The organism is Pseudomonas sp. s4 (assembly GCF_046764235.1).
GTDB classification, from domain to species: Bacteria; Pseudomonadota; Gammaproteobacteria; order Pseudomonadales; family Pseudomonadaceae; genus Aquipseudomonas; species Aquipseudomonas asiatica.
Window position 1 is genome coordinate 256,633 of record NZ_CP177209.1, and the last position, 19,935, is coordinate 276,567.

The following is a 19,935-nucleotide window of genomic DNA, read 5'->3' on the forward strand; positions in this document are numbered from 1 at the left end:
GCGGGCTTCGGGGGCGGGTAACTTTTCTCTCTGTGTAAGTTAGATCTGCAGTCCATTTCTTCAGACGTTTCCTACCGCATGGTTGGAAATTTCCTTAGCGATTCAGCGACTTGTCCTTACTGTCGCGCCTTGAAACAAAGCGCTTCTTTCCTCTACCGTTTCAAGCCTCTTCATTATCCCGGGACCTTCACCGCCCATGCTGCCGGCCCGTTTGCGCACCTTTTTCCTACCTGCCTGCCTTGCTGCACTGGCGGTACTGGCTGCGTCCTTCCACCTGGAAAGCGTCCTCGGGCTGGTGCCCTGCCCGTTGTGTTTCAGCCAGCGGTTGCTGCTTGGAGTGTACGCAATGCTGTGCCTGGCGGCAGTGCTGCAGGCACCGGGTACGGCGGGCATTCGTTGTTATGCGCGGGCGACGCTGGGCTGTTCGCTGGCCGGGGCGTTGCTGGCAGCGCGACATGTGTGGTTGCAGGGGGATGACGGGGCCATCGCTGTCTGCCCGGTGCCGCTCGGGCGGCTGATCGAGCAATCCTGGGGCGAGGCAGCCCGGCAATTGTTGTTCGGCGGCCCGGATTGCAACTCGCTGACCTGGAGCTTCCTCGACCTGACCCTGCCCGAGTGGAGCCTGTTGGCGTTCCTGCTGCTGGCAATGCTGCCCTTGAGTTGTCTGCTGGCGTATCGTTTCCGCACCCTGGCGAGAACATGACTTGGCGCAAGGTTGCACCATTGGCACGACCAATGGCCGTGTAACTGGGTATTAAACACTTGTATGAACTTTGTCCGCTGCGTACCTTGAAGGGCAGCACGCGCGGGAATAATCTCCCTGCACGCATACCGAAAACACAACTGCTCGATGCCGCCTGCTGATGTCACCTTTGTGCTGCACGGTCGTGGTGCGAGGTGCAGCGGCATCTACCCAGAAGGGAAGAGATCGCCATGCTCGATAGTTGTCAGAACGCTCAGGAACGCTGGGGTGGGGTTCACAAACTGATCGACCGCTGGCTGGAGGAGCGCCAGGAACTGGTGCAGGCTTTCCGCGCGCTGCGCGATGCCAAGCCGGCCTTCGCCGACAAGGACACGAACGGGGACTTTTGCGCGCTCCTCGTTGACTACGTTTCGGCGTGGCATTTCGAAGTCTGCGAGCAGTTGGTCAGTGAGGCCAAGGCCTTCGGCGACGAGAAGGCGCTGAAGCTGGCCGAAGAGATCAACCCACGGATCAACGACAGTACTCAGGTCGCATTGGCCTTCAATGACCATTGCGCCAAGGGTGAGTGCAAAAACACCGAGCGCTTTGCCGAAAAGCTGGGCAAGCTGGGTGGCCTGCTGCACGAGCGCTTCGAACTGGAAGACTGCCTGATCGAAGTGTTGCACAACGCGCACAAGGAAGAAGGCGCATTACCGGCGTGAGTGTTGGCGTCAGTCGCCAACCGCCAGCAGTTCTATCTCGAACACCAGGGGGGTGTAGGGTGCAATCAGGTCGCCCGCACCCTCGGCGCCATACGCTAGCGCCGACGCGATCACCAGGCGCCATTTGGCGCCAGCGTGCATTTTTGGCAAGGCCACCTGCCACCCTTCGATGACTGAGTCCAGGCTGAACCACTGGGGCGTCTGGTTCTGGTCGAACACCGAGCCGTCTGGCAGCCTGCCCACATAGCGCACCTGCACCTTGCCACCGGCTTTGGGCTGCGCGCCCGTGCCTGTTTGCAGTTCGCTGTAGAGCACACCCTCCGGTAGTTCGTGCACGCCATAACGACCACGCTCGTTGGCCATGAAGCGTGTTTCGGCAGCTTGCAGCTTCTGCATGGCGGCATCGCCTTCCTGTGCTTCCTGCTGCTGGAGCAAAGCCTGCATGCGTGCCTTGTCGAGTTTCAGCGGTTGCCCCTGGTAGGACTGGCGCAGGCCTTCTACCAGCGCATCCAACTGCAGGCCCGGCATATCCTGGCGCAGCCGCTCACCCAGGCTGGCGCCGATGCTGTAGGCGAGGTCATGTTCTTCGCTGTCGGCCAGGGCGATGGGTGCCAGCAGGCATAAACCTAAAAGAAGATATCGAGGCATGGTCAGTTCCTGCGCCAATGAGCGGGGAAGTATGCCAGTGTTCCGATTTGTATTGTGTGCTCGCGGTCCCTGTAGGAGCGGCCTTGTGTCGCGACAGGGCTGCAAAGCAGCCCCGGCAATATCTGCGGTGGTGCTGAAATCAAGGGGCTGCTCCGCAGCCCATCGCGACACAAGGCCGCTCCTACAGGAGTGCTGTGCAATACAGATAACTGCCAAATATCAGCAATGATTTATTCAGCAACTACACTTGCTCGGAGCTGCAAGATAACAACTTTGCCCAGGCATGCAACGCGGCGTAAACAATACTGTCAACATGCCCTAGCGGCGGTAGCAGCAGAAGCATAGTATGAGCCGCAATCTCGTCAGCCAGGAGGTAAACCATGTCGGCTAAAAAGAAGCCAGTAAGCACGCCGTTACACCTGCTCCAGCAACTTTCGGGCAGCTTGCTCGAACACTTGGAAGATGCCTGCTCGCAAGCGCTGGCTGATGCGGAAAAACTGCTGGCCAAGTTGGAAAAGCAGCGTGGCAAGGCCCAGGAAAAACTGCACAACGGTCGCCTGAAACTGCAAGACGCGGCCAAGGCAGGTAAAGCCAAGGCGCAGACCAAGGCGCAAAAAGTCATTGGCGAACTTGAAGAACTGCTCGACTCCCTCAAGGAACGTCAAACCCAGACTCGTTCTTATATTCAGCAACTCAAGCGCGATGCCCAGGACAGCCTCAAGCTGGCCCAAGGTGTAGGCAAGGTTCGCGAAGCTGCAGCCAAGGCGCTTGACCAGCGTGCTGCCAAGACCTCCAAACCGGCAGCCGCCAAACCCGTCACCAAGGCTGCTGCGGCCAAACCTGCAGCCAAGCCGGCCGCCAAGGCCACTGCTGCTGCCAAACCTGCAGCCAAGCCAGCCGCCAAGGCCACTGCTGCTGCCAAACCTGCGGCCAAGCCAGCCGCCAAGGCCGCTGCTGCTGCCAAGCCTGCAGCCAAACCAGCTGCCAAAGCCACTGCTGCTGCCAAACCTGCAGCGAAGCCAGCCGCCAAAGCCACTGCTGCTGCCAAGCCTGCAGCGAAGCCAGCCGCCAAGGCCACTGCTGCTGCCAAACCTGCAGCCAAGCCAACTGCCAAGGCTACTGCTGCTGCCAAACCTGCGGCCAAGCCAGCCGCCAAGGCCACTGCTGCTGCCAAACCTGCAGCCAAGCCAGCAGCCAAAGCCACCGCAGCCGCTAAACCTGCAGCCAAGCCAGCGGCGGCCAAAACGCCAGCCAAAGCCGCTGCTGCCAAGCCGGCCGCGAAACCAGCTGCCGCCAAGGCCCCAGCACGTACGGCCGCCAAACCCGCCGCCAAGCCAGCAGCTGCCAAGCCTGTTGCCAGCAAGCCAGCCGAAGCCAAACCGGCTACGCCAGCCGCCAGCAATCTGGCCGCCGCGACCAACTCGGCCACCCCGGCAGCTTCGGTAGCGCCATCGGCACCTGCCAGCACCCCGGCTCAGGCACCGTCTTCGGCGTCCTGAAGCGCTGCCGCCGCGACGCGCAATCCAACCAGCGCGTCGTGGTGGCGGGCCTGGTCCGGCGCCAGCCGGGCCAGCCAGTCGTCCATGGGCTCATGGGCGCTTGCCGGCCATTGTCGCGAACGCTCCTGCAAGCGTTCCAGCAAGGCTTTCTCGGCCTGTAATTCCAACCCTTTAACCTGCTCACGCAACGCCGCCAGCTGCGCATCACTTTGCGCTGCTGCTCGCCACTGTTGGCGCAAGCTACGTAATGGGTTGACCACTTCGCGCTGCCAGGGCTCGGTAACCTCGCGCAATGCCTGTACGCGTTCGTCCCGCACGGCCACGCCACGCGCCTGCAGCCAGGTTGCGCACAGCAGCAGACAGACATCGCCACCCAGCGCCTGCAGTTCAAGGCAGGCGGCTTCCACGCCGGGCCTGGCGTACAGGGCCAGGGCGTGATTCCACAGGTCGGTGTGCATGGTTCCACTCGCGCTATGGGCCGAGGAAGCTGGTAGACTCCGCGACCATCATGATCAGACTATCCAACCTCACTTTACAGCGTGGTCCGCAGCGCTTGCTAGAAGGCGCCGAGATGACCCTGCACACCGGTCACAAGGCCGGCCTGATCGGCGCCAACGGCGCCGGAAAATCCAGCCTGTTCGCCTTGCTGCGCGGTGAGCTGTCGCCCGATGCCGGCGATTGCCAGCTGCCCGGTGACTGGCGCATCGCCCACATGCGCCAGGAGGTCGATACCCTCGACCGCCTGGCCGTGGACTATGTGCTCGACGGTGACGTGCGCCTGCGCAAGGTCCAGGCCGAACTCGCTGCGGCCGAGCAGGCCCACGACGGTACCGCCCTGGCGCGCCTGCACATTGAGCTGGATAGCGCCGACGGCTATACCGCCGACGCCCGCGCACGCAAGTTGCTGGCCGGCCTTGGTTTCACCAACGAACAGATGGACCGCCGCGTCGGCGACTTCTCCGGTGGCTGGCGGATGCGCCTGAACCTGGCCCAGGCCCTGATGTGCCCCTCCGACCTGCTGCTGCTCGACGAGCCCACCAACCACCTGGACCTGGACGCTATCCTGTGGCTGGAGGACTGGCTCAAGGGCTACCCCGGCACGTTGTTGCTGATCTCCCACGACCGCGACTTCCTCGATGCCGTGGTCGACCATGTGCTGCACGTCGAGCAGCGCAAGCTGAACCTGTACAAGGGCGGCTACACTGCCTTCGAGCGCACCCGGGCCGAGCGCCTGGCGCAACAGCAGCAGGCCTACGAGAAACAGCAGGCCCAGCGTGCGCACATGGAAAAGTACATTGCCCGCTTCAAGGCCCAGGCCACCAAGGCCCGCCAGGCACAGAGCCGGATCAAGGCCCTGGAGCGCATGGAGGAGCTATCGGCGGCGCATGTCGATTCGCCGTTCGACTTCGTTTTCCGCGAGTCGCAGAAAATCTCCAGCCCGCTGCTGAGCCTGTCCGAAGGCCGCCTGGGCTACGGTGACAAGGCGATCCTCGACAAGGTCAAGCTGCAGCTCACCCCCGGTGCGCGCATTGGCCTGCTCGGCCCCAACGGCGCTGGCAAGTCGACCCTGATCAAGAACCTCGCTGGCGAGCTCGAGCCACTATCGGGCCGCCTGGTGCGGGGTGAGAACCTGGCCGTGGGCTACTTCGCCCAGCACCAGCTGGACTCTCTGGACGACAAGGCCAGCCCGCTGCTGCACCTGCAGCGCATTGCTCCCACCGAGCGTGAGCAGACCCTGCGCGACTTCCTGGGCGGCTTCGACTTCCATGGCGATCGCGTCGACGAGCCGGTGGTGAACTTCTCCGGTGGTGAGAAGGCCCGCCTGGCGTTGGCCCTGATCGCCTGGGAGCGACCGAACCTGCTGCTGCTCGACGAACCGACCAACCACCTCGACCTGGAAATGCGCCTGGCGCTGACCATGGCCCTGCAGGAGTTTGCCGGTGCCGTGGTGGTGGTGTCGCACGACCGTCACCTGCTCAAGAGCACCACCGACGACTTCCTGCTGGTGGCCGACGGCAAGGTCGACATCTTCGATGGTGACCTGGACGACTACAGCCGCTGGCTGGTCGAGTACCGCCAGCGCAGCGCGCCGGCCAGTACCACCCCGGTCAACCCGGACAAGACCGACAAGAAGGCCCAACGCCAGGCTGCCGCAGCCTTGCGTCAGCAACTGGCCCCGCACAAGAAGGCTGCCGACAAGCTGGAAGCCGAGCTCAACCAGGTGCACGCGCAACTGGCCGAGATCGAGACCGCGCTGGGTGATGGTGGCCTCTACGACGCGTCGCGCAAGGACGAGTTGCGTGACCTGCTGGCGCGCCAGACCAAGCTGAAGCAGCGCGAAGGCGAACTGGAAGAGGCCTGGATGGAAGCGCTGGAAACCCTCGAAAGCATGCAGGCCGAGCTCGAGGCGCTGTCCTGATGGAGGAACTGCGTTCGCTGCTGCCAGGGCAATGGATGGACACCTTCTGGCTGGGCTTGCAGATACTGTTGATCCTGGTAGTGGCCTTCGTCCTGCAGCGCATCGTTGCACGCGGGCTGAGCCGCCTGAGCCAGCGTTACCCGTTGCCGCCGGAGCTGCTGGTGCCGGTGCGTGGTGGCCTGCGCTGGCTGATCATGGGCAGCGCGTTGCTGTTCGTGCTGGAGCGCCTGGGTGTATCGGCGACGGTACTGTGGACAGCACTGTCCGGCTTCGTCGCGGTGGCAGCAGTGGCTTTCTTCGCCATGTGGAGCGTGCTGTCCAACCTGCTGTGCGCGGTGCTGATCTTCACCGTCGGGCCGTTTCGTATTGGTGATGTGGTCGAACTGGTCGACACCCTCGACAAGCCGGGCGTCAAGGGCCGGGTGATTGCCATCAACCTGCTGTTCACCACGCTGATGGAAATGCCCGAGGCGGGCGGGGCGCTGGTGCAGGTGCCCAATAGCCAGTTCTTCCAGAAGTCAGTACGGCGCTGGCGCGGGGCTGAGGTGCAGTCCATGCACAAAGAGTCGTCCGCCGAGGTGGATTGATTAATCCTGTACGGCCCTCTTCGCGGGCTTGCCCGCTCCCACAGGAAATCCATAGCCTTTGAGAGCAGCGCAATACCTGTGGGAGCGGGCAAGCCCGCGAAGAGGCCGGTACTGACGGAGTAAATCCTGCAAAATTTACTGGTTATTTTTTCACCAACACCTTAGCTTAACGTTTTGCAACATATGTCCGAGCGAGGTGTGTGATGTCGATGGAAGTGTGGTTGGGCTTCTTTGCCGCCTGTTGGGTGATCAGCCTTTCACCCGGCGCCGGGGCGATTGCCTCGATGTCCAGTGGCCTGCAATACGGTTTCTGGCGTGGTTACTGGAACGCCCTGGGCCTGCAACTGGGCCTGATCCTGCAGATCGCCATCATCGCCGCCGGCGTCGGTGCTGTTCTGGCTGCCTCGGCCACGGCGTTCCAGATAATCAAATGGTTCGGTGTCGCCTACCTTGTCTACCTGGCCTACAAACAGTGGCGTGCGCTGCCCTTGGACATGAGCGATGAATCCGCCGTGCGTCCGATCGGCAAACCGCTGAGCCTGGTGTTCCGTGGTTTCCTGGTCAACGTCAGCAACCCCAAGGCGCTGGTGTTCATGCTGGCGGTGCTGCCGCAGTTCATCAATCCGCATGAACCGCTGTTGCCCCAGTATGTGGCGATCACCGTGACCATGGTCGCCGTGGATATGCTGGTGATGGCGGGGTATACCGGGTTGGCTGCGCGGGTGTTGCGCTTGCTGCGTACGCCCAAACAGCAGAAGCGTTTGAACCGGACTTTCGCCGGGTTGTTCATTGGCGCGGCCACCTTCCTGGCGACTCTGCGTCGCGCGCCAGTCTGACAGACCGTATGTAGGCCATTCGCGGGCTTGCCCGCGAATGGGCCACCTCTATTTCTGCTTGTCCACCAACCCCTTGAGCAAATCCACCGGCAGCGGAAAGACGATGGTCGAGCTCTTGTCCCCGGCAATCGTCCCCAGCGTCTGCATGTAGCGCAACTGCATCGCCCCTGGCTCCTTGCTCAGCATCTGCGCCGCCTGCATCAACTTCTCCGACGCCTGCAACTCACCTTCGGCATGGATCACCTTGGCCCGACGTTCACGCTCGGCCTCGGCCTGGCGGGCAATGGCGCGCACCATCGATTCGTTGAGATCGACGTGCTTGATCTCGACGTTGGCCACCTTGATACCCCAGGCATCGGTCTGTGCATCAAGCACCTGACGAATGTCCGAGTTCAGTTGCTCGCGTTCGGCCAACAGTTCATCCAGTTCGTGCTTGCCGAGCACCGCGCGCAGCGTGGTCTGGGCCAGCTGGCTGGTCGCCACGAGGAAATCCTCGACCTGGATGATCGCCTTCTGCGGGTCGAGCACTCGGAAGTAGAGCACGGCGTTGACCTTGACCGAGACGTTGTCGCGGGTGATCACATCCTGAGGTGGTACATCCAGCACCACGGTGCGCAGGTCCACCCGCACCATTTGCTGGATTACCGGGATCAGCAGGATCAGCCCCGGCCCCTTCACCTGCCAGAAGCGCCCCAGTTGGAACACCACGCCGCGCTCGTATTCGCGCAGGATGCGGAACGCCGACAGCAACAGCATCGCCAGCACGATCAGCACCGCGCCGAAGCCCAATTGCATGAACATGGTCATTCTCCTTGCGCCGCGGGCGCGGCGGCGCTCACTTCCAGCATGACGCCATGGCGCGCGGTCACCCGCACGTTCTGGCCCGCTTGCAGTGGCGTTGCACACTGCGCTTGCCATTGCTCGCCCTGGGCCAGCACAAAGCCACAGAACGGGTTGCCCGCCATCACCTGTGTGACGGTGACCAGGCTGCCGACCAGGCCGGCGTCACCGCTGACCAGCGCCCGTCGGCGGGCCTTGAGCGCCATGCCCAGCACACCGCCGATCAGCAGCGCCGAGAGCACCGCCAGGATGCCGATCAGGGCCAGCGGGATACCGAAGCCAGGGGCATCGGTGTCGATCAGGATCAGCGCGCCGACCACGAAGGCGACAATGCCGCCAAAGCCGACCACGCCGAAACTGGGCAGGAAGGCTTCGGCGATCATGAAGGCGATGCCGAGCAATATCAGCGCCACCCCGGCGAAGCTCACCGGCAACAGCTGCAGGGCATATAGCGCCAGCAGCAGGCATATACCGCCTACCACGCCGCCGACCGTCGAGCCGGGGTTCATGAATTCGAACAGCAGGCCGTACACACCGATCATGATCAGAATCAGCGCCACGCTGGGGTTGGTGATGACCGCCAACACCCGTGTGCGCCAGTCCGGCAGGTGCTCGACCAGGTTGGCGCCGGCGGTCTGCAGTTGCAGGGGCTGGCCAGCGACAGTGAGCGTTTTGCCATCGAGCTTGTGCAGCAGGTCACGCAGGTCATCGGCCATCAGGTCGATAACGTCAAGCCTCAAGGCCTCGCTGGCGGACAGGCTGACCGCCTCGCGCACGGCCTTCTCCGCCCAGTCGGCATTGCGCCCGCGCAGCTGCGCCAGGCCACGGATGTAGGCCGCCGCATCGTTGACCTGCTTGCGCGCGAGGGTATCGTCATCGCTGCCTTTGGCCTTGTCATCCTTGGGCGTGCCTGGCGGAGCACCGACCTGCACGGGGGTTGCGGCCCCCAGGTTGGTACCGGGCGCCATGGCCGCGACATGGCTGGCATAGAGGATATAAGTGCCGGCGCTGGCGGCGCGGGCTCCGCTGGGGGCGACGAAGGTTGCGACCGGCACTGGGCTGGCGAGAATCGCCTTGATCATCTGGCGCATGGCGCTGTCCAGCCCGCCCGGGGTGTCCATGCGGATAACCACCAGTTGTGCACCCTGTGCCTTGGCCTGGTCGAGGCTGCGCACCAGGTAGTCTGCGCTGGCAGGGCCGATGGCGTCATCGACACCCAGCACCCAGACTGCACCAGGCGCTGCCTGACCGCCTGGCGTAATGCCAAGCAGCAACACCAGCAACAGCCAGCGCCAGCAGCGGGCGATCACCTGTCGTCACCTCGTTTGCCTCTATTGCACAAGTTTAGCCCTGCCTGCTGGTACCCGGCCTAAAATTGGAAATTGGGGGGCGAAACCGGAGGTGCATCATGCGTATGGCAAAGACCCTGCAGGATCGCCTGGACAAGGCCAACTGCGATTACGACATCATTCCCCATCCACATTCGGCCACCAGCCTGGAGTCGGCCCGTACGGCCGGCGTGCCCGCCGAGCGGGTCGCCAAGTCGGTGATGCTCGATGACCGTCATGGCAACTACATCATGGCCGTGCTACCGGCCAACCGGCATCTGGACATGACCAAGGTGCGCATGTCCGGGGCCTGGCAACTGACCCGTGAAAGCGGCCTGCCGAGCCTGTTCGGCGACTGCGAGCGCGGTGCCGTACCGGCCCTTGGCGATGCCTACCAGATAAAAATGCTGGTCGACCCGAGCTTGACCCGCCAGGGCGATGTCTACCTGGAAGCGGGTGACCACGATCACCTGATCCACATGAGCATGGAGCAGTACATGAAACTGGTGCCGCACGCCGAAGTGCGCGAGCTGTGCTGATGTTTTCACACCAATGCCGGGCGGGCGTCGTGGACGGCTTGCCTGGCTCTCAGGAGGAACCATGGAAGCGCCGATTCATCCCTTTGCCGAGCTGTTCAAACAACTGGGCCTGCCTGACGATGCGGTGAGCATCGATCAGTTCATCGCCAGCCACTCGCCACTGAAGAACGACATCAAGTTGGTGGATGCGCCGTTCTGGACCGCTTCCCAGCGCGAGTTTCTCAACGACAGCATCAATGAGGATGCCGACTGGGCGGAGCCATTCGATCAACTCAACGAAGCGTTGCGCCGCCCTCGAAAATAAAGCGCCGAGTGGCACCTGACGAGTGATTGGCCGTTGCTATGCTCAGGAAAACAACAAGGGGATAGCGCGATGAAAGATCCCTACGCACCGGGTTTCTGGTGCTCCGTGACGATCCTGGGCACCCTGACGGCCAGTTACTTCTACGGCATCAGGCAATCGCAACAGATGAACCAGGCAGTGCACTTCCTGTATGCCGCTGCCGCCGTCACCGTGGCGGTTGCACTGGTGGCGCTGGCCTGGATCGCCTGGCAGCAACTGCACCTGAACAAGCGCGAGGTGGTGCAGGGGCGAACGTTGCTGACCATCTGGAACACCAAGGTTGCGCTGCGCCGCGTCGAGACGGTGTTCGACCGCTACTTCTGGGGCAGCTACTGGCATTCGGGGCGCACCTTCGAAGAGGTCATGGGCGAGCTCAAGGGCACGCCGCTGGAGCAGAGCCTGGATGCCCTGAAACGCCAGTGCCGCTTGCTCGACCGCGAAATTCATGACCACCACCACCACTGGCTGGCCAATGCCCGCGACCTGTCCAGCGTGGCCCAGGCCATGGCCCGTGAACGCTACCAGCTGGATCTGGGCGAACCAACCCGCAGCGGCAATGGCAACACTGCCGTGCTCAATCGGGATCTGGAAGTGCTGGTGTACACCTGGTCGGCGCGCCTGCGCAGCTTCGACCATCAGCTGGACGAACTGGAGCGCGCCTACCATTGAGGTGCTTCATTCACCGCGGATGTATTGCTCCAGTTGCAGGATCAGGCTGGCCTGTTCGGCGATGGTTTCCTTGACCAGGTCGCCGATCGACAGCAGGCCGAGCAGCTGGCCATTGTCGACCACCGGCAGGTGGCGCAGGTGGCGGTCGGTCATCAGGTTCATGCAGTAGTCGAGCTTCTGCTTCGGTTCCACGGTGACCACCGGCGCACTCATGATCTCGCGCACAGGGGTGGCGGCGGACGAGCGGCCCTTGAGCACCAGTTTGCGCGCATAGTCCCGTTCACTGACGATACCCACCACCTGGTTGGCCTCGACCACCGGGAGCGCACCGACGTTTTTTTCCGCCAGCATTTTCAGTGCGTCGAGTACCGAGTCATCCGGGCCGATGGTGTACACGGTCTGATGCTGGGACTTGGTCTTGAGGATTTGTTCGACGGTCTTCATACGGGCCTCTGCTGGGGAAAAAGCGATGTCTCGGAGTAAATAAAGCATCCGGCACGGCGCTCTGCACGGCAATGCAGGAAACGGCATCGAGTCGATTGAAAAACGTCATGAGTTGTCGCCTGTGCCGGCCTCTTCGCGGCTAAAGCCACTCCCACAGGGATAGCACCTGGCTCGAGGCCGATGCGGTCGAGGTGGGAGCGGCTTTAGCCGCGAAGAGGCCGGTAGAGTTGGCTCAGAGCTTCGGCATCTGCCCGATCCGCGCCACCATCTCGCTCACCACCTGCAAGTCCAGCATGAACTGCTCCACGGTCTTGAACTCGTTGTCGTTGTGCCCGGTGTACTTCACATCCGGCATGGCCAGGCCGAACTGCACGCCGTTAGGCAGGTCGTGTACCGAGGTAGCACCCGCCGAGGTGCCGAACTCGTGCTTCATGCCCAGGTTCTCGGTGGCAACGTCCAGCAAGGCCTTGACCCATTCGCCTTCGGGGTTGCGGTACATCGGCTCGTCCAGGCTGTAGTCGAAGGCCACCGAGGTATGGCTCTGCCGGGTCCATTTGCCCAGCTTGTCAGCCAGTTCGTCCTTGATCTTGGCAATGGGCTTGCCCTTCGGAATGCGCAGGTTCACCGCCAGTTTCAGGCCTTTTTCATCCACCCCGACAAAGGTCAGCGAGGCGGTCAGCGGGCCCATGAACGAATCCTTGAAGGCCACGCCGAGCTTGTTGCCCAGGTAGTCCAGGCCCCAGTTGTCGGCGGCATAGCGGGCGGCATCGGTGAAGTGGTTGTGCTTGAGCGGCACATCCTTGCCCAGGCCGTTGATGAAACCAAGCATGCGCGCCACCGGGTTGACCCCGGACTCCGGCTCCGAAGAGTGGGCGGAAACGCCGGTCACGGTGAGCAACACCTGCTTGCCATCGGCCTTGGCAGCGATGCTGAAGTCGCCGCCATTGCGCTTCACGTAATCGGCGCCGGCTTTTTCCAGCTGGCTGGCCAGCTTCGCCGGGTTGTCGGTGACCAGGGTCGCGACCGAGGTTGTCGGGATCTGGTTGGTGGCCAGGCCGCCGGTCAGGTTGACGATCTCGGCACCCTTGCCACTGGCCTGGCGCTTGCTGAAGCTGGCCATGATCGTGCCGTAGCCTTTCTCGGCGATGACCACCGGGTAGCCGCCATCGAGGGCCAGGTTGTAGTCGGGCGTGGGGTTGCGCTCGAAGTAGTAGGGGATGGCATCACCGCTGGTTTCTTCAGTGGTGTCGATCAGCAGCTTGAACTGGCGGGCCAGCGGCAGGTTTTCGTCCTTGGCCACTTTCAGCGCGTACATCGCCACGACAATGCCGTTCTTGTCGTCTTCGGTGCCGCGGCCGTACATGCGGTCACCGACCAGGGTGACCTTGAACGGGTCCAGGCGCGTGCCATCGGCCAGCTTCCAGTTGTCCGGGTTGACCGGCACCACGTCGGCGTGGGCATGGATGCCGACCACTTCCTTACCGCTGCCCAGCGAAATCTCGTACACCCGGTTGTCGATATTGCGGAAAGCCAGGCCGAAGCTGTCGGCCAGGGCCTTGATCTTTTCGGCGATCCTGAGGAACTCGGGGTTCTCGTGCTGCGGCGTGCCTTCGACATTGAAGGTGGGGATGGCCACCAGTTCACGCAGGGTTTCGCTGGCAGCCTTGCCGTACTTGATGCGGGTATACAGGCCGAGCAGGCGGTTGATCTCGTTCTGCTGCTCGGCGGCCAATGGCTTGCCGGCCAGGTAGGCATCCAGGGTTGCCGCGAGGTTGTCGGCCTTGGCCAGGTCGCTGCCTTTGAGCTTGCCGAGGAACTGCTTGAAGTCGCTTGGGTCGCTGCCGTCGAAGGCTTTGACGATGGCCGCGGACTGCTGCTGGGTAAGGTTGGCCTGTGCCGGTTGGGTGAACAGGCCGATGCTGGCCAGCAGCAGGGTGGTGGCGGTAAGTTTTTTCAGGTGCATGGTTGTGCGCATTCCTTCGCCAATCATTGTTGTGGGTTACCCGTCGGGAAACGGGAAGACGCCCACGCTAACACCAATGACCCGTGGCACGGGAGTGCCAGAAACGCGACATGTCGCACAAACGAAAAAGCCCCGGGCGCGTTGCCGGGGCCTTTCCAGTGCTTCCAACGGTGATTACAGCCCGTTGGGCAGGAACCTCGTGGCACCGCTGACATCGTCGATCTTCTTGATGCGGAAGGCCTTGATACAGGTTTCGTTGCGGGTATTGCTGTCCGGGCAGTATTGCTGGACGAAGTCGTTGAAGGCCATGTCCTGGCCATTCACGCTGAGGACGCGCTTGAAGTACTCGCCCTGGATGCCCTGCGCCTGACGCGATGCGGTCATTTCCTGGTCGACGACCAGGCGACCGTGCAGGTCGACGGTGGGGAACTTGGCTTCTTCCTGCAGGCAGCCGCTCAGCAGCAGGCCGGCCGTGGCCAGCATGATCAGACGTAGCATGATGTTGTCTCTGCAACGGGCGGTCACGGCCTGCGGGCCGGGACCGCACCTGGATGGTTACTCGCCGAACAGGCTGCCGGCGCGTTTCACTTCCGCCTTGCCGGCGTCCTCGAGCAGCGACTTGGCGCCCGAGGTGACGTTGCGTGCGGAGTCTGCATTGGACTGGATCACGTCGGTGCGTGCAGCGCTGTCGCGCAGTTCGGCATCGATGTAGTCGTTGGCGCGGGCGACCTTTGCCTTTTTCGCTTGCAGGGCCAGGCGACGCTCTTCCAGCTCCAGCGCACGCAGGTCGTCCTCGTAGGCTTCTTCGCGGGTCTGCACGCGCTTGCGCTCGGCTGCTTGCGCCTGCTGTTTCTCGGCGGCACGCTGCGCGGAGGCACGTTGGGCCGCTGCGCGCTGCTGGCGGGCAGCAGCTTCGCGAGCTTCGGCGCGCTGCTCGGCGGCGGCGGCCTGGCGCAGGCGTTCGGTTTCCAGGGCGGCTTCGGATTGCTTGGTCTGCTGTTCGATCTGGTAGAGCTGATCGAACTGGCCTGCCATGGCAGTGGCGGCAGACAGTGCGAGGGCGGTGCCCAGAACAATGTGCTTCATGTGCTCAGGCCTCAGCTCTTTTTCGGATCTGGGCAGGTCGCATTTGGCTGGATGCGGGTTTCGTTGGAGATGGTCATGACCATCAGGGAGATGCCCCCCACTTCGAAATCGCACGGGCGGCCAACCTGGGCGGAGGTGTAGATCTTGCCGTTTTCCGAGTAGCCGATCAGTACGCCGGGCACCAGCGAGGTATCGCTGACCAGGGACCCTGCCAGTGCGCCGGCGCCACCGCCTGCCACGCCGCCGATGATCGCGGTGTCCTTGTTGTGGCCTGCACCCAGCGCCGCGCCACCCAGCGCACCCAGTACACCACCCACCATCATTGCGGCTTTCTGGTTCTTCTCGTTGCTGACCTTGATCTTGGTCGGCGAGACCGTGATGATTTTCACGGTCTTGGCTTCCTGCTGGGTGTTTACCTGGCTGGCATCGAACACATCGGATTGGTATTGCTCACCGGTCGCCTGGCAACCCACGAGGGTGGCGGCGATGGTCAAGGCCAGACAGTGTTTCAGCATTTTCATTCCTGATTCCCTGGAGGGTATGGTTAACCTTGCGACGATCCATCTGAAGGATGAGGCATAATGCCACTATTCTAAGCAGATGGATCCAACCAGGTAAAGCCATCAGGACTAAAGCCGGCTTCAGTAAGCGCCAAACGAAATAACGCGAGCAGGCCGACACTGTCTTGCAGAAGCGACAAAGCCCGCGCAAGGCGGGCTTTGTGAGGGGTATGGCGCACTCGGCGGGATTCGAACCCACGACCCCTGCCTTCGGAGGGCAGTACTCTATCCAGCTGAGCTACGAGTGCAACGCGCACGCATGATACCCATCTGATCCGATGGCGTCCATCGCCTTGATCTGTAGCTGTTTTTACCTTTCGCCGAGAAGAGGCCGGCAGAAGCAATCACAAACGCATCTATCCATATGCGATATCGATATTTCCACGGCAGTTATTATGCCCTCTATTCTCTGGTCACAACTTGTTATAACAAGTATCCGATCAGCGAAGAGACCCCATGGCCGAACTGCTCCCCCTGTCCCCGGTACCGCTTTACACCCAGCTCAAGGAATTGCTGCGCGAGCGCATCCTCGACGGCACTTATCCATCGCATAGCCGCATGCCCTCGGAAAGCGAACTGGGCAAGGCTTTCGACGTCAGCCGCATCACCGTGCGCCAGGCGCTGGGCGACCTGCAGAAGGAAGGGCTGATTTTCAAGATCCACGGCAAGGGCACCTTCGTCGCCAAGCCCAAGGCTTTCCAGAACGTCAGTACCCTGCAGGGGTTGGGCGAGTCGATGACGCAAATGGGTTACGAGGTGATCAACCGCCTGCGCAGTTTCCGCCATGTGCCAGCCAATGCATTGGTGGCCGCGCGGCTGCAGGTCGAGGAGGGCAGCCTGGTCACCGAGATCCGCCGAGTACGGCTGATCAACCGCGAGCCGGTGTCGCTGGAGCTGACCTGGTTGCCCAAGGCCGTCGGCGAAAAACTGGAAAAGGCCGACCTTGTCACTCGCGACATTTTCCTGCTCCTGGAAAACGACTGCGGCATTGCCCTTGGCCACGCCGACCTGGCCATCGATGCCGTGCTGGCCGACAGCGACCTGACCCAGGCCCTGGATGTTGAAGAAGGCTCGCCGATCATGCGCATCGAGCGCCTGACCCATGCTGCCGACGGTACGCCACTGGACTTCGAACACCTTTACTACCGCGGCGATGCTTTCCAGTACCGCCTGCGCATCGACCGCCAGAAGGGGAGCAAGGCATGAGCATCCAGACCCAGGACTACGACATCATCGTCATCGGTGGCGGTACCGCCGGGCCGATGGCGGCGATCAAGGCCAAGGAGCAGGACAAAAACCTGCGCGTGCTGCTGCTGGACAAAGCCAACGTCAAGCGCAGCGGAGCCATCAGCATGGGCATGGATGGCCTGAACAACGCGATCATCCCAGGCCATGCCACCCCCGAGCAGTACACGAAGGAAATCACCGTGGCCAATGACGGCATCGTCAACCAGGCCACGGTGCATGCCTACGCTACCCACAGCTTTGAAACCATCGAGCAACTCGACCGCTGGGGGGTGAAGTTCGAGAAGGACGAGACCGGCGACTACGCGGTGAAAAAGGTTCACCACATGGGCGCCTACGTGCTGCCCATGCCCGAAGGCCACGACATCAAAAAGGTGCTGTACCGTCAGCTCAAGCGTGCCCGGGTCGAAATCAGCAACCGTATGGTCTGCACTCGTGTGCTACTCGATGGTGAAGGTGCGGCCGCTGGTGTGCTGGGTTTCGATTGCCGTAGCGGCGAGTTTCGCGTGGTGCGGGCCAAGGCGGTGATCCTTGCCTGCGGCGCGGCCGGGCGCCTGGGCCTGCCGTCGTCGGGCTATCTGATGGGCACCTACGAGAACCCGACCAACGCCGGTGATGGCTACGCCATGGCCTACCATGCAGGTGCCGAACTGGCCAACCTCGAGTGCTTCCAGATCAACCCGCTGATCAAGGACTACAACGGCCCGGCCTGTGCCTACGTCACCGGCCCACTGGGTGGATATACCGCCAACAGCAAGGGTGAGCGCTTTATCGAGTGCGACTACTGGAGCGGCCAGATGATGTGGGAGTTCCATCAGGAACTCGAGGGTGGCAATGGCCCGGTGTTCCTCAAGCTCGATCACTTGGCCGAGGAAACCATCCAGAACATCGAAGAGATCTTGCACAGCAACGAGCGCCCCAGTCGTGGCCAGTTCCACGCCGGGCGTGGCACCGATTATCGCCAGCACATGGTCGAGATGCATATCTCGGAGATCGGTTTCTGCTCCGGGCATTCGGCGTCGGGGGTGTGGGTCAATGAAAAGGCCGAGACCTGCGTCAAAGGGCTGTATGCCGCGGGCGATATGGCAGCGGTGCCGCACAACTACATGCTCGGGGCCTTCACCTATGGCTGGTTTGCCGGTGTGAACGCTGCGCATTACGTGACCGGGCGCGAATTCGCCGAGGTCGATGCCGAACAGGTCGAGCGCGAGCGCGCGCGGGTGTTTGCCCCGCTGCAGCGTCAGCATGGCCTGCCGCCAGCGCAGGTCGAGTACAAGCTCAGACGCATGGTCAACGATTACCTGCAGCCGCCGAAGGTGACCAAAAAGATGGAAATCGGCCTGGCGCGCTTTGCCGAGATCGAACGTGACCTGGACCAGATGAAGGCCAGCAACCCTCATGAACTGATGCGTGCGATGGAAGTTTCGGTGATTCGCGATTGCGCCGAGATGGCGGCGCGGGCCTCGCTGTTCCGCGAGGAAAGCCGCTGGGGGCTGTACCACCACCGAGTGGACTTCCCCGAGCGCAACGATGGCGAGTGGTTCTGCCATTGCCATCTGAAAAAGGGCGAGAACGGTGAAATGACCAGTTTCAGGAAAGCGGTCGAGCCTTACCTGATTGCGTTGGACGCACAAGAGCAGACCGCCTACGACCAGCTGCGGGTAAAGGCCGATGCAGCCTAGGCGACGCTGTGTCCTGTGAACACTTCGAAGAACGAGGGCCGCAGGCCCCGAGGACTCCGTGAAATGGCCTACCAGCCGCAAGAAATCTTCTTCCGCAGCAGCGCCCCCGTCACCATCGACGAAGACAAGTGCATCGCCGAAAAAGGCTGCACCGTCTGCGTGGAGGTTTGCCCCATGGACCTGCTGGCGATCAACCCGGCCACGCAGAAGGCCTACATGGCCTTCGACGAATGCTGGTACTGCATGCCCTGCGAAAAGGACTGCCCCACGGGTGCGGTGAAGGTCGACATCCCATACCTGCTGCGCTGATTCATCCCGCCATCCGGCGCACCACCGGACGCCCTCCTGCTGTGCCCCTCGTTTCCCACCACCCAAGCCGGGCGGCGGAGACGACCCAACTCTTATAACGACTCGAGGGGAAACACCCATGCGCCTTGTTGCAACCGTGGCCGGCCTCGTGCTGGCGCTCACTGGCCTGAATGCCAGCGCCGAAACCATCCGCATCGCCATTGGCACCCAGGACACCACCATCAACTGCGCCACTGGTGGCCTGCTGATACGCGAGCTTGGCCTGCTGGACAAGTACCTGCCGCATGACGGCAAATACAAAGATGCCAAGTATCAGGTGGAGTGGAAGAACTTCACCAGCGGTGCGCCACTGACCAATGAAATGGTCGCTGGCAAACTCGACTTCGGTGCAATGGCCGACTTCCCCGGGTCGTTCAACGGTGTTGCTCACCTGGATGCCGGCAAGCGCAGCCTGTTCATAAGCGTGCTGTCGGGCAGCGTGCACGGCAGCGGCAATGGCATCGTCGTACCGGCGGCGTCCAGCGTGCAGTCGCTGGCTGAACTCAAGGGCAGGACCATTTCCGTGCCGTTCGCCTCCACCGCCCACGGCATGCTGCTGCGTGCCGTAGCAGCCCAGGGCTGGGACCCGCAGAAGGATGTGCGAATCATCGCCCAGGCGCCGGAAATCGCCGGTTCCGCCCTGCGTAGCAACCGCATCGAGGCCCATGCCGACTTCGTGCCGTTCGCCGAACTGTTCCCCAACCGCGGCTTCGCCCGCAAGATCTATGACGGCGCCCAAGCCAACGCACCGACCTTCCATGGCGCTTTGGTCGATGCCGATTATGCGAAGAAGTACCCCGAAGTGGTCACCGCCTACCTGCGCGCCAGCCTCGAAGCCGATCGGCTGATCGCTGCGGAACCTGAGAAGTACAGCGAGTTGATCGAGAAAGTCACCGGCATCGAGGCCGAGGTCAATTACCTGTTCCACGGCCCGCTCGGCCTGCAGACCCGCGACCTGACATGGAAGCCTGAATACCGTCAGGCAGTCGCAACCTCCATCGATACGCTCAAGCTGCTTAAAAAGACCGACCGCGGCCTCGACACCGACAAGTTCATCGACGACCAGTACATCCGTGCGGCCTTCAAGGAGGCTGGCCTGGACTACGACAAGGCGCTGAAAGACTATGATCCGCAGCCACTCAAGGCCAATGACGCGCTGACAGGCAAACCGATCACCGACTTCAGCCGCCTGGCACAGATCTGGGTGCGCGGCGAAGGCAAGGTCCGCCACTACGCTTCGCCGGAGGCCGCGCTTGGCGCCTTGGCCCAGCTGGAGCACGAGGGCAAGGACATCCGCGCCATCTACGCCCAGGCCGCCGACAGCGGAATCAAGTTGCTGGCGAACCAGGCCTGGTTCGTGCGTAACGCCAAGGGTGAACTGGCGGCGTTCCTGCTCAAGGACCAGGCCGAGCAGTATGCCAAGGCCCATGGCGGTGAAGCGCTGGACTTCGTCAGCGCCAACCAGAAGCTGGTCGCCCAGCGCTGACCGGGAGGC

Annotated in this window: 22 protein-coding genes and 1 tRNA gene; 13 read left to right on the top strand and 10 right to left on the bottom strand. The window is 62.4% G+C overall.

What is annotated here, in order from left to right; all coding sequences use genetic code 11:
- Nucleotides 1-196 precede the first annotated feature (196 nt).
- Both ACK56M_RS01175 and ACK56M_RS01180 read left to right on the top strand, forming a co-directional pair.
- Nucleotides 197-703: a disulfide bond formation protein B gene (locus ACK56M_RS01175; RefSeq protein ID WP_015268544.1), complete on the top strand. Its 507-nt coding sequence runs from the start codon at nucleotides 197-199 to the stop codon at nucleotides 701-703.
- A gap of 230 nt (nucleotides 704-933) precedes the next feature.
- Entirely contained in the window at nucleotides 934-1,404 is a 471-nt protein-coding gene (locus ACK56M_RS01180) for an Rsd/AlgQ family anti-sigma factor (protein ID WP_015268545.1), read from the top strand.
- 9 nt (nucleotides 1,405-1,413) lie between these two features.
- Here ACK56M_RS01180 and ACK56M_RS01185 read toward each other — a convergent pair whose 3' ends face one another.
- Nucleotides 1,414-2,052, bottom strand: coding sequence for an FKBP-type peptidyl-prolyl cis-trans isomerase (locus tag ACK56M_RS01185; RefSeq protein ID WP_411959219.1), 639 nt, complete (start codon nucleotides 2,050-2,052; stop codon nucleotides 1,414-1,416).
- A 380-nt stretch (nucleotides 2,053-2,432) separates the two neighbouring features.
- On the opposite strand from ACK56M_RS01185, the gene ACK56M_RS01190 reads away from it, so the two are divergent.
- Nucleotides 2,433-3,551 carry an AlgP family protein gene (locus ACK56M_RS01190; RefSeq protein WP_015268547.1) on the top strand — a complete coding sequence of 373 codons (1,119 nt, stop codon included), beginning with the start codon at nucleotides 2,433-2,435 and terminating at the stop codon, nucleotides 3,549-3,551.
- Here ACK56M_RS01190 and ACK56M_RS01195 read toward each other — a convergent pair.
- Nucleotides 3,527-4,009 (bottom strand): TIGR02444 family protein, encoded by a 483-nt coding sequence (locus ACK56M_RS01195; RefSeq protein WP_100413102.1) that lies wholly within the window; start codon nucleotides 4,007-4,009, stop codon nucleotides 3,527-3,529. The two genes, ACK56M_RS01190 and ACK56M_RS01195, sit on opposite strands and share 25 nt — an antisense overlap.
- A 50-nt stretch (nucleotides 4,010-4,059) precedes the next feature.
- Between ACK56M_RS01195 and ACK56M_RS01200 the strand changes: the two genes are divergently transcribed.
- The 3 genes from ACK56M_RS01200 to ACK56M_RS01210 all read left to right on the top strand — a co-directional run bounded on the left by ACK56M_RS01200 (nucleotide 4,060) and on the right by ACK56M_RS01210 (nucleotide 7,393).
- On the top strand, nucleotides 4,060-5,970 hold the full coding sequence (locus ACK56M_RS01200; RefSeq protein ID WP_015268549.1) for an ATP-binding cassette domain-containing protein: 1,911 nt from the start codon (nucleotides 4,060-4,062) through the stop codon (nucleotides 5,968-5,970).
- Nucleotides 5,970-6,557, top strand: coding sequence for a mechanosensitive ion channel family protein (locus ACK56M_RS01205; RefSeq protein WP_015268550.1), 588 nt, complete (start codon nucleotides 5,970-5,972; stop codon nucleotides 6,555-6,557). Before ACK56M_RS01200 ends, ACK56M_RS01205 begins: the two co-directional genes overlap by 1 nt.
- A gap of 203 nt (nucleotides 6,558-6,760) precedes the next feature.
- Nucleotides 6,761-7,393 (top strand): LysE family transporter, encoded by a 633-nt coding sequence (locus tag ACK56M_RS01210; protein ID WP_015268551.1) that lies wholly within the window; start codon nucleotides 6,761-6,763, stop codon nucleotides 7,391-7,393.
- Nucleotides 7,394-7,441: 48 nt separating this feature from the next.
- Here the strand turns inward: ACK56M_RS01210 and ACK56M_RS01215 are convergent, their stop codons facing one another.
- Together ACK56M_RS01215 and ACK56M_RS01220 are read right to left on the bottom strand one after the other, a co-directional pair.
- The gene (locus ACK56M_RS01215) at nucleotides 7,442-8,194 is read right to left on the bottom strand and encodes a slipin family protein (RefSeq protein ID WP_015268552.1); all 753 of its coding nucleotides are present in this window, start codon (nucleotides 8,192-8,194) and stop codon (nucleotides 7,442-7,444) included.
- Nucleotides 8,195-8,196: 2 nt separating this feature from the next.
- The gene (locus ACK56M_RS01220; RefSeq protein WP_015268553.1) at nucleotides 8,197-9,543 is read right to left on the bottom strand and encodes an NfeD family protein; all 1,347 of its coding nucleotides are present in this window, start codon (nucleotides 9,541-9,543) and stop codon (nucleotides 8,197-8,199) included.
- 98 nt (nucleotides 9,544-9,641) lie between these two features.
- Here ACK56M_RS01220 and ACK56M_RS01225 point away from each other — a divergent pair, with 98 nt between their 5' ends.
- From ACK56M_RS01225 to ACK56M_RS01235, 3 genes are all read left to right on the top strand, one after another.
- The gene (locus ACK56M_RS01225) at nucleotides 9,642-10,100 is read left to right on the top strand and encodes an aminoacyl-tRNA deacylase (protein WP_015268554.1); all 459 of its coding nucleotides are present in this window, start codon (nucleotides 9,642-9,644) and stop codon (nucleotides 10,098-10,100) included.
- Nucleotides 10,101-10,161: 61 nt separating this feature from the next.
- Nucleotides 10,162-10,404 (top strand): DUF2789 domain-containing protein, encoded by a 243-nt coding sequence (locus ACK56M_RS01230; protein ID WP_015268555.1) that lies wholly within the window; start codon nucleotides 10,162-10,164, stop codon nucleotides 10,402-10,404.
- Nucleotides 10,405-10,473: 69 nt separating this feature from the next.
- Complete coding sequence (locus tag ACK56M_RS01235; RefSeq protein ID WP_015268556.1) at nucleotides 10,474-11,112, top strand: hypothetical protein; 639 nt, start codon at nucleotides 10,474-10,476, stop codon at nucleotides 11,110-11,112.
- 6 nt (nucleotides 11,113-11,118) lie between these two features.
- On the opposite strand, the gene ACK56M_RS01240 is transcribed toward ACK56M_RS01235, so the two are convergent.
- The 6 genes from ACK56M_RS01240 to ACK56M_RS01265 form a co-directional block, all read right to left on the bottom strand.
- A complete protein-coding gene (locus ACK56M_RS01240; protein WP_015268557.1) occupies nucleotides 11,119-11,556 on the bottom strand; it encodes a CBS domain-containing protein in 438 nt (145 codons plus the stop codon).
- A 232-nt stretch (nucleotides 11,557-11,788) separates the two neighbouring features.
- Nucleotides 11,789-13,519, bottom strand: coding sequence for a dipeptidase (locus ACK56M_RS01245; RefSeq protein WP_015268558.1), 1,731 nt, complete (start codon nucleotides 13,517-13,519; stop codon nucleotides 11,789-11,791).
- Nucleotides 13,520-13,693: 174 nt separating this feature from the next.
- Nucleotides 13,694-14,017: a hypothetical protein gene (locus ACK56M_RS01250; RefSeq protein WP_015268559.1), complete on the bottom strand. Its 324-nt coding sequence runs from the start codon at nucleotides 14,015-14,017 to the stop codon at nucleotides 13,694-13,696.
- Nucleotides 14,018-14,074: 57 nt separating this feature from the next.
- Nucleotides 14,075-14,605, bottom strand: coding sequence for a DUF5384 family protein (locus tag ACK56M_RS01255; protein ID WP_015268560.1), 531 nt, complete (start codon nucleotides 14,603-14,605; stop codon nucleotides 14,075-14,077).
- Between the two features lie 11 nt (nucleotides 14,606-14,616).
- Nucleotides 14,617-15,126, bottom strand: a complete 510-nt coding sequence (locus tag ACK56M_RS01260) for a hypothetical protein (protein ID WP_003260236.1) — start codon at nucleotides 15,124-15,126, stop codon at nucleotides 14,617-14,619.
- A gap of 210 nt (nucleotides 15,127-15,336) precedes the next feature.
- A tRNA-Arg gene (locus tag ACK56M_RS01265) sits at nucleotides 15,337-15,413 on the bottom strand.
- Nucleotides 15,414-15,621: 208 nt separating this feature from the next.
- Between ACK56M_RS01265 and ACK56M_RS01270 the strand changes: the two genes are divergently transcribed.
- From ACK56M_RS01270 to ACK56M_RS01285, 4 genes are all read left to right on the top strand, one after another.
- Entirely contained in the window at nucleotides 15,622-16,371 is a 750-nt protein-coding gene (locus ACK56M_RS01270) for a GntR family transcriptional regulator (RefSeq protein WP_015268562.1), read from the top strand.
- The gene (locus tag ACK56M_RS01275; protein ID WP_411959220.1) at nucleotides 16,368-18,092 is read left to right on the top strand and encodes a fumarate reductase/succinate dehydrogenase flavoprotein subunit; all 1,725 of its coding nucleotides are present in this window, start codon (nucleotides 16,368-16,370) and stop codon (nucleotides 18,090-18,092) included. Before ACK56M_RS01270 ends, ACK56M_RS01275 begins: the two co-directional genes overlap by 4 nt.
- A 63-nt stretch (nucleotides 18,093-18,155) precedes the next feature.
- Nucleotides 18,156-18,401 (top strand): ferredoxin family protein, encoded by a 246-nt coding sequence (locus tag ACK56M_RS01280; protein WP_008096634.1) that lies wholly within the window; start codon nucleotides 18,156-18,158, stop codon nucleotides 18,399-18,401.
- A gap of 118 nt (nucleotides 18,402-18,519) precedes the next feature.
- Entirely contained in the window at nucleotides 18,520-19,926 is a 1,407-nt protein-coding gene (locus ACK56M_RS01285; RefSeq protein ID WP_100413099.1) for an ABC transporter substrate-binding protein, read from the top strand.
- The last annotated feature ends 9 nt before the right edge of the window (nucleotides 19,927-19,935 follow it).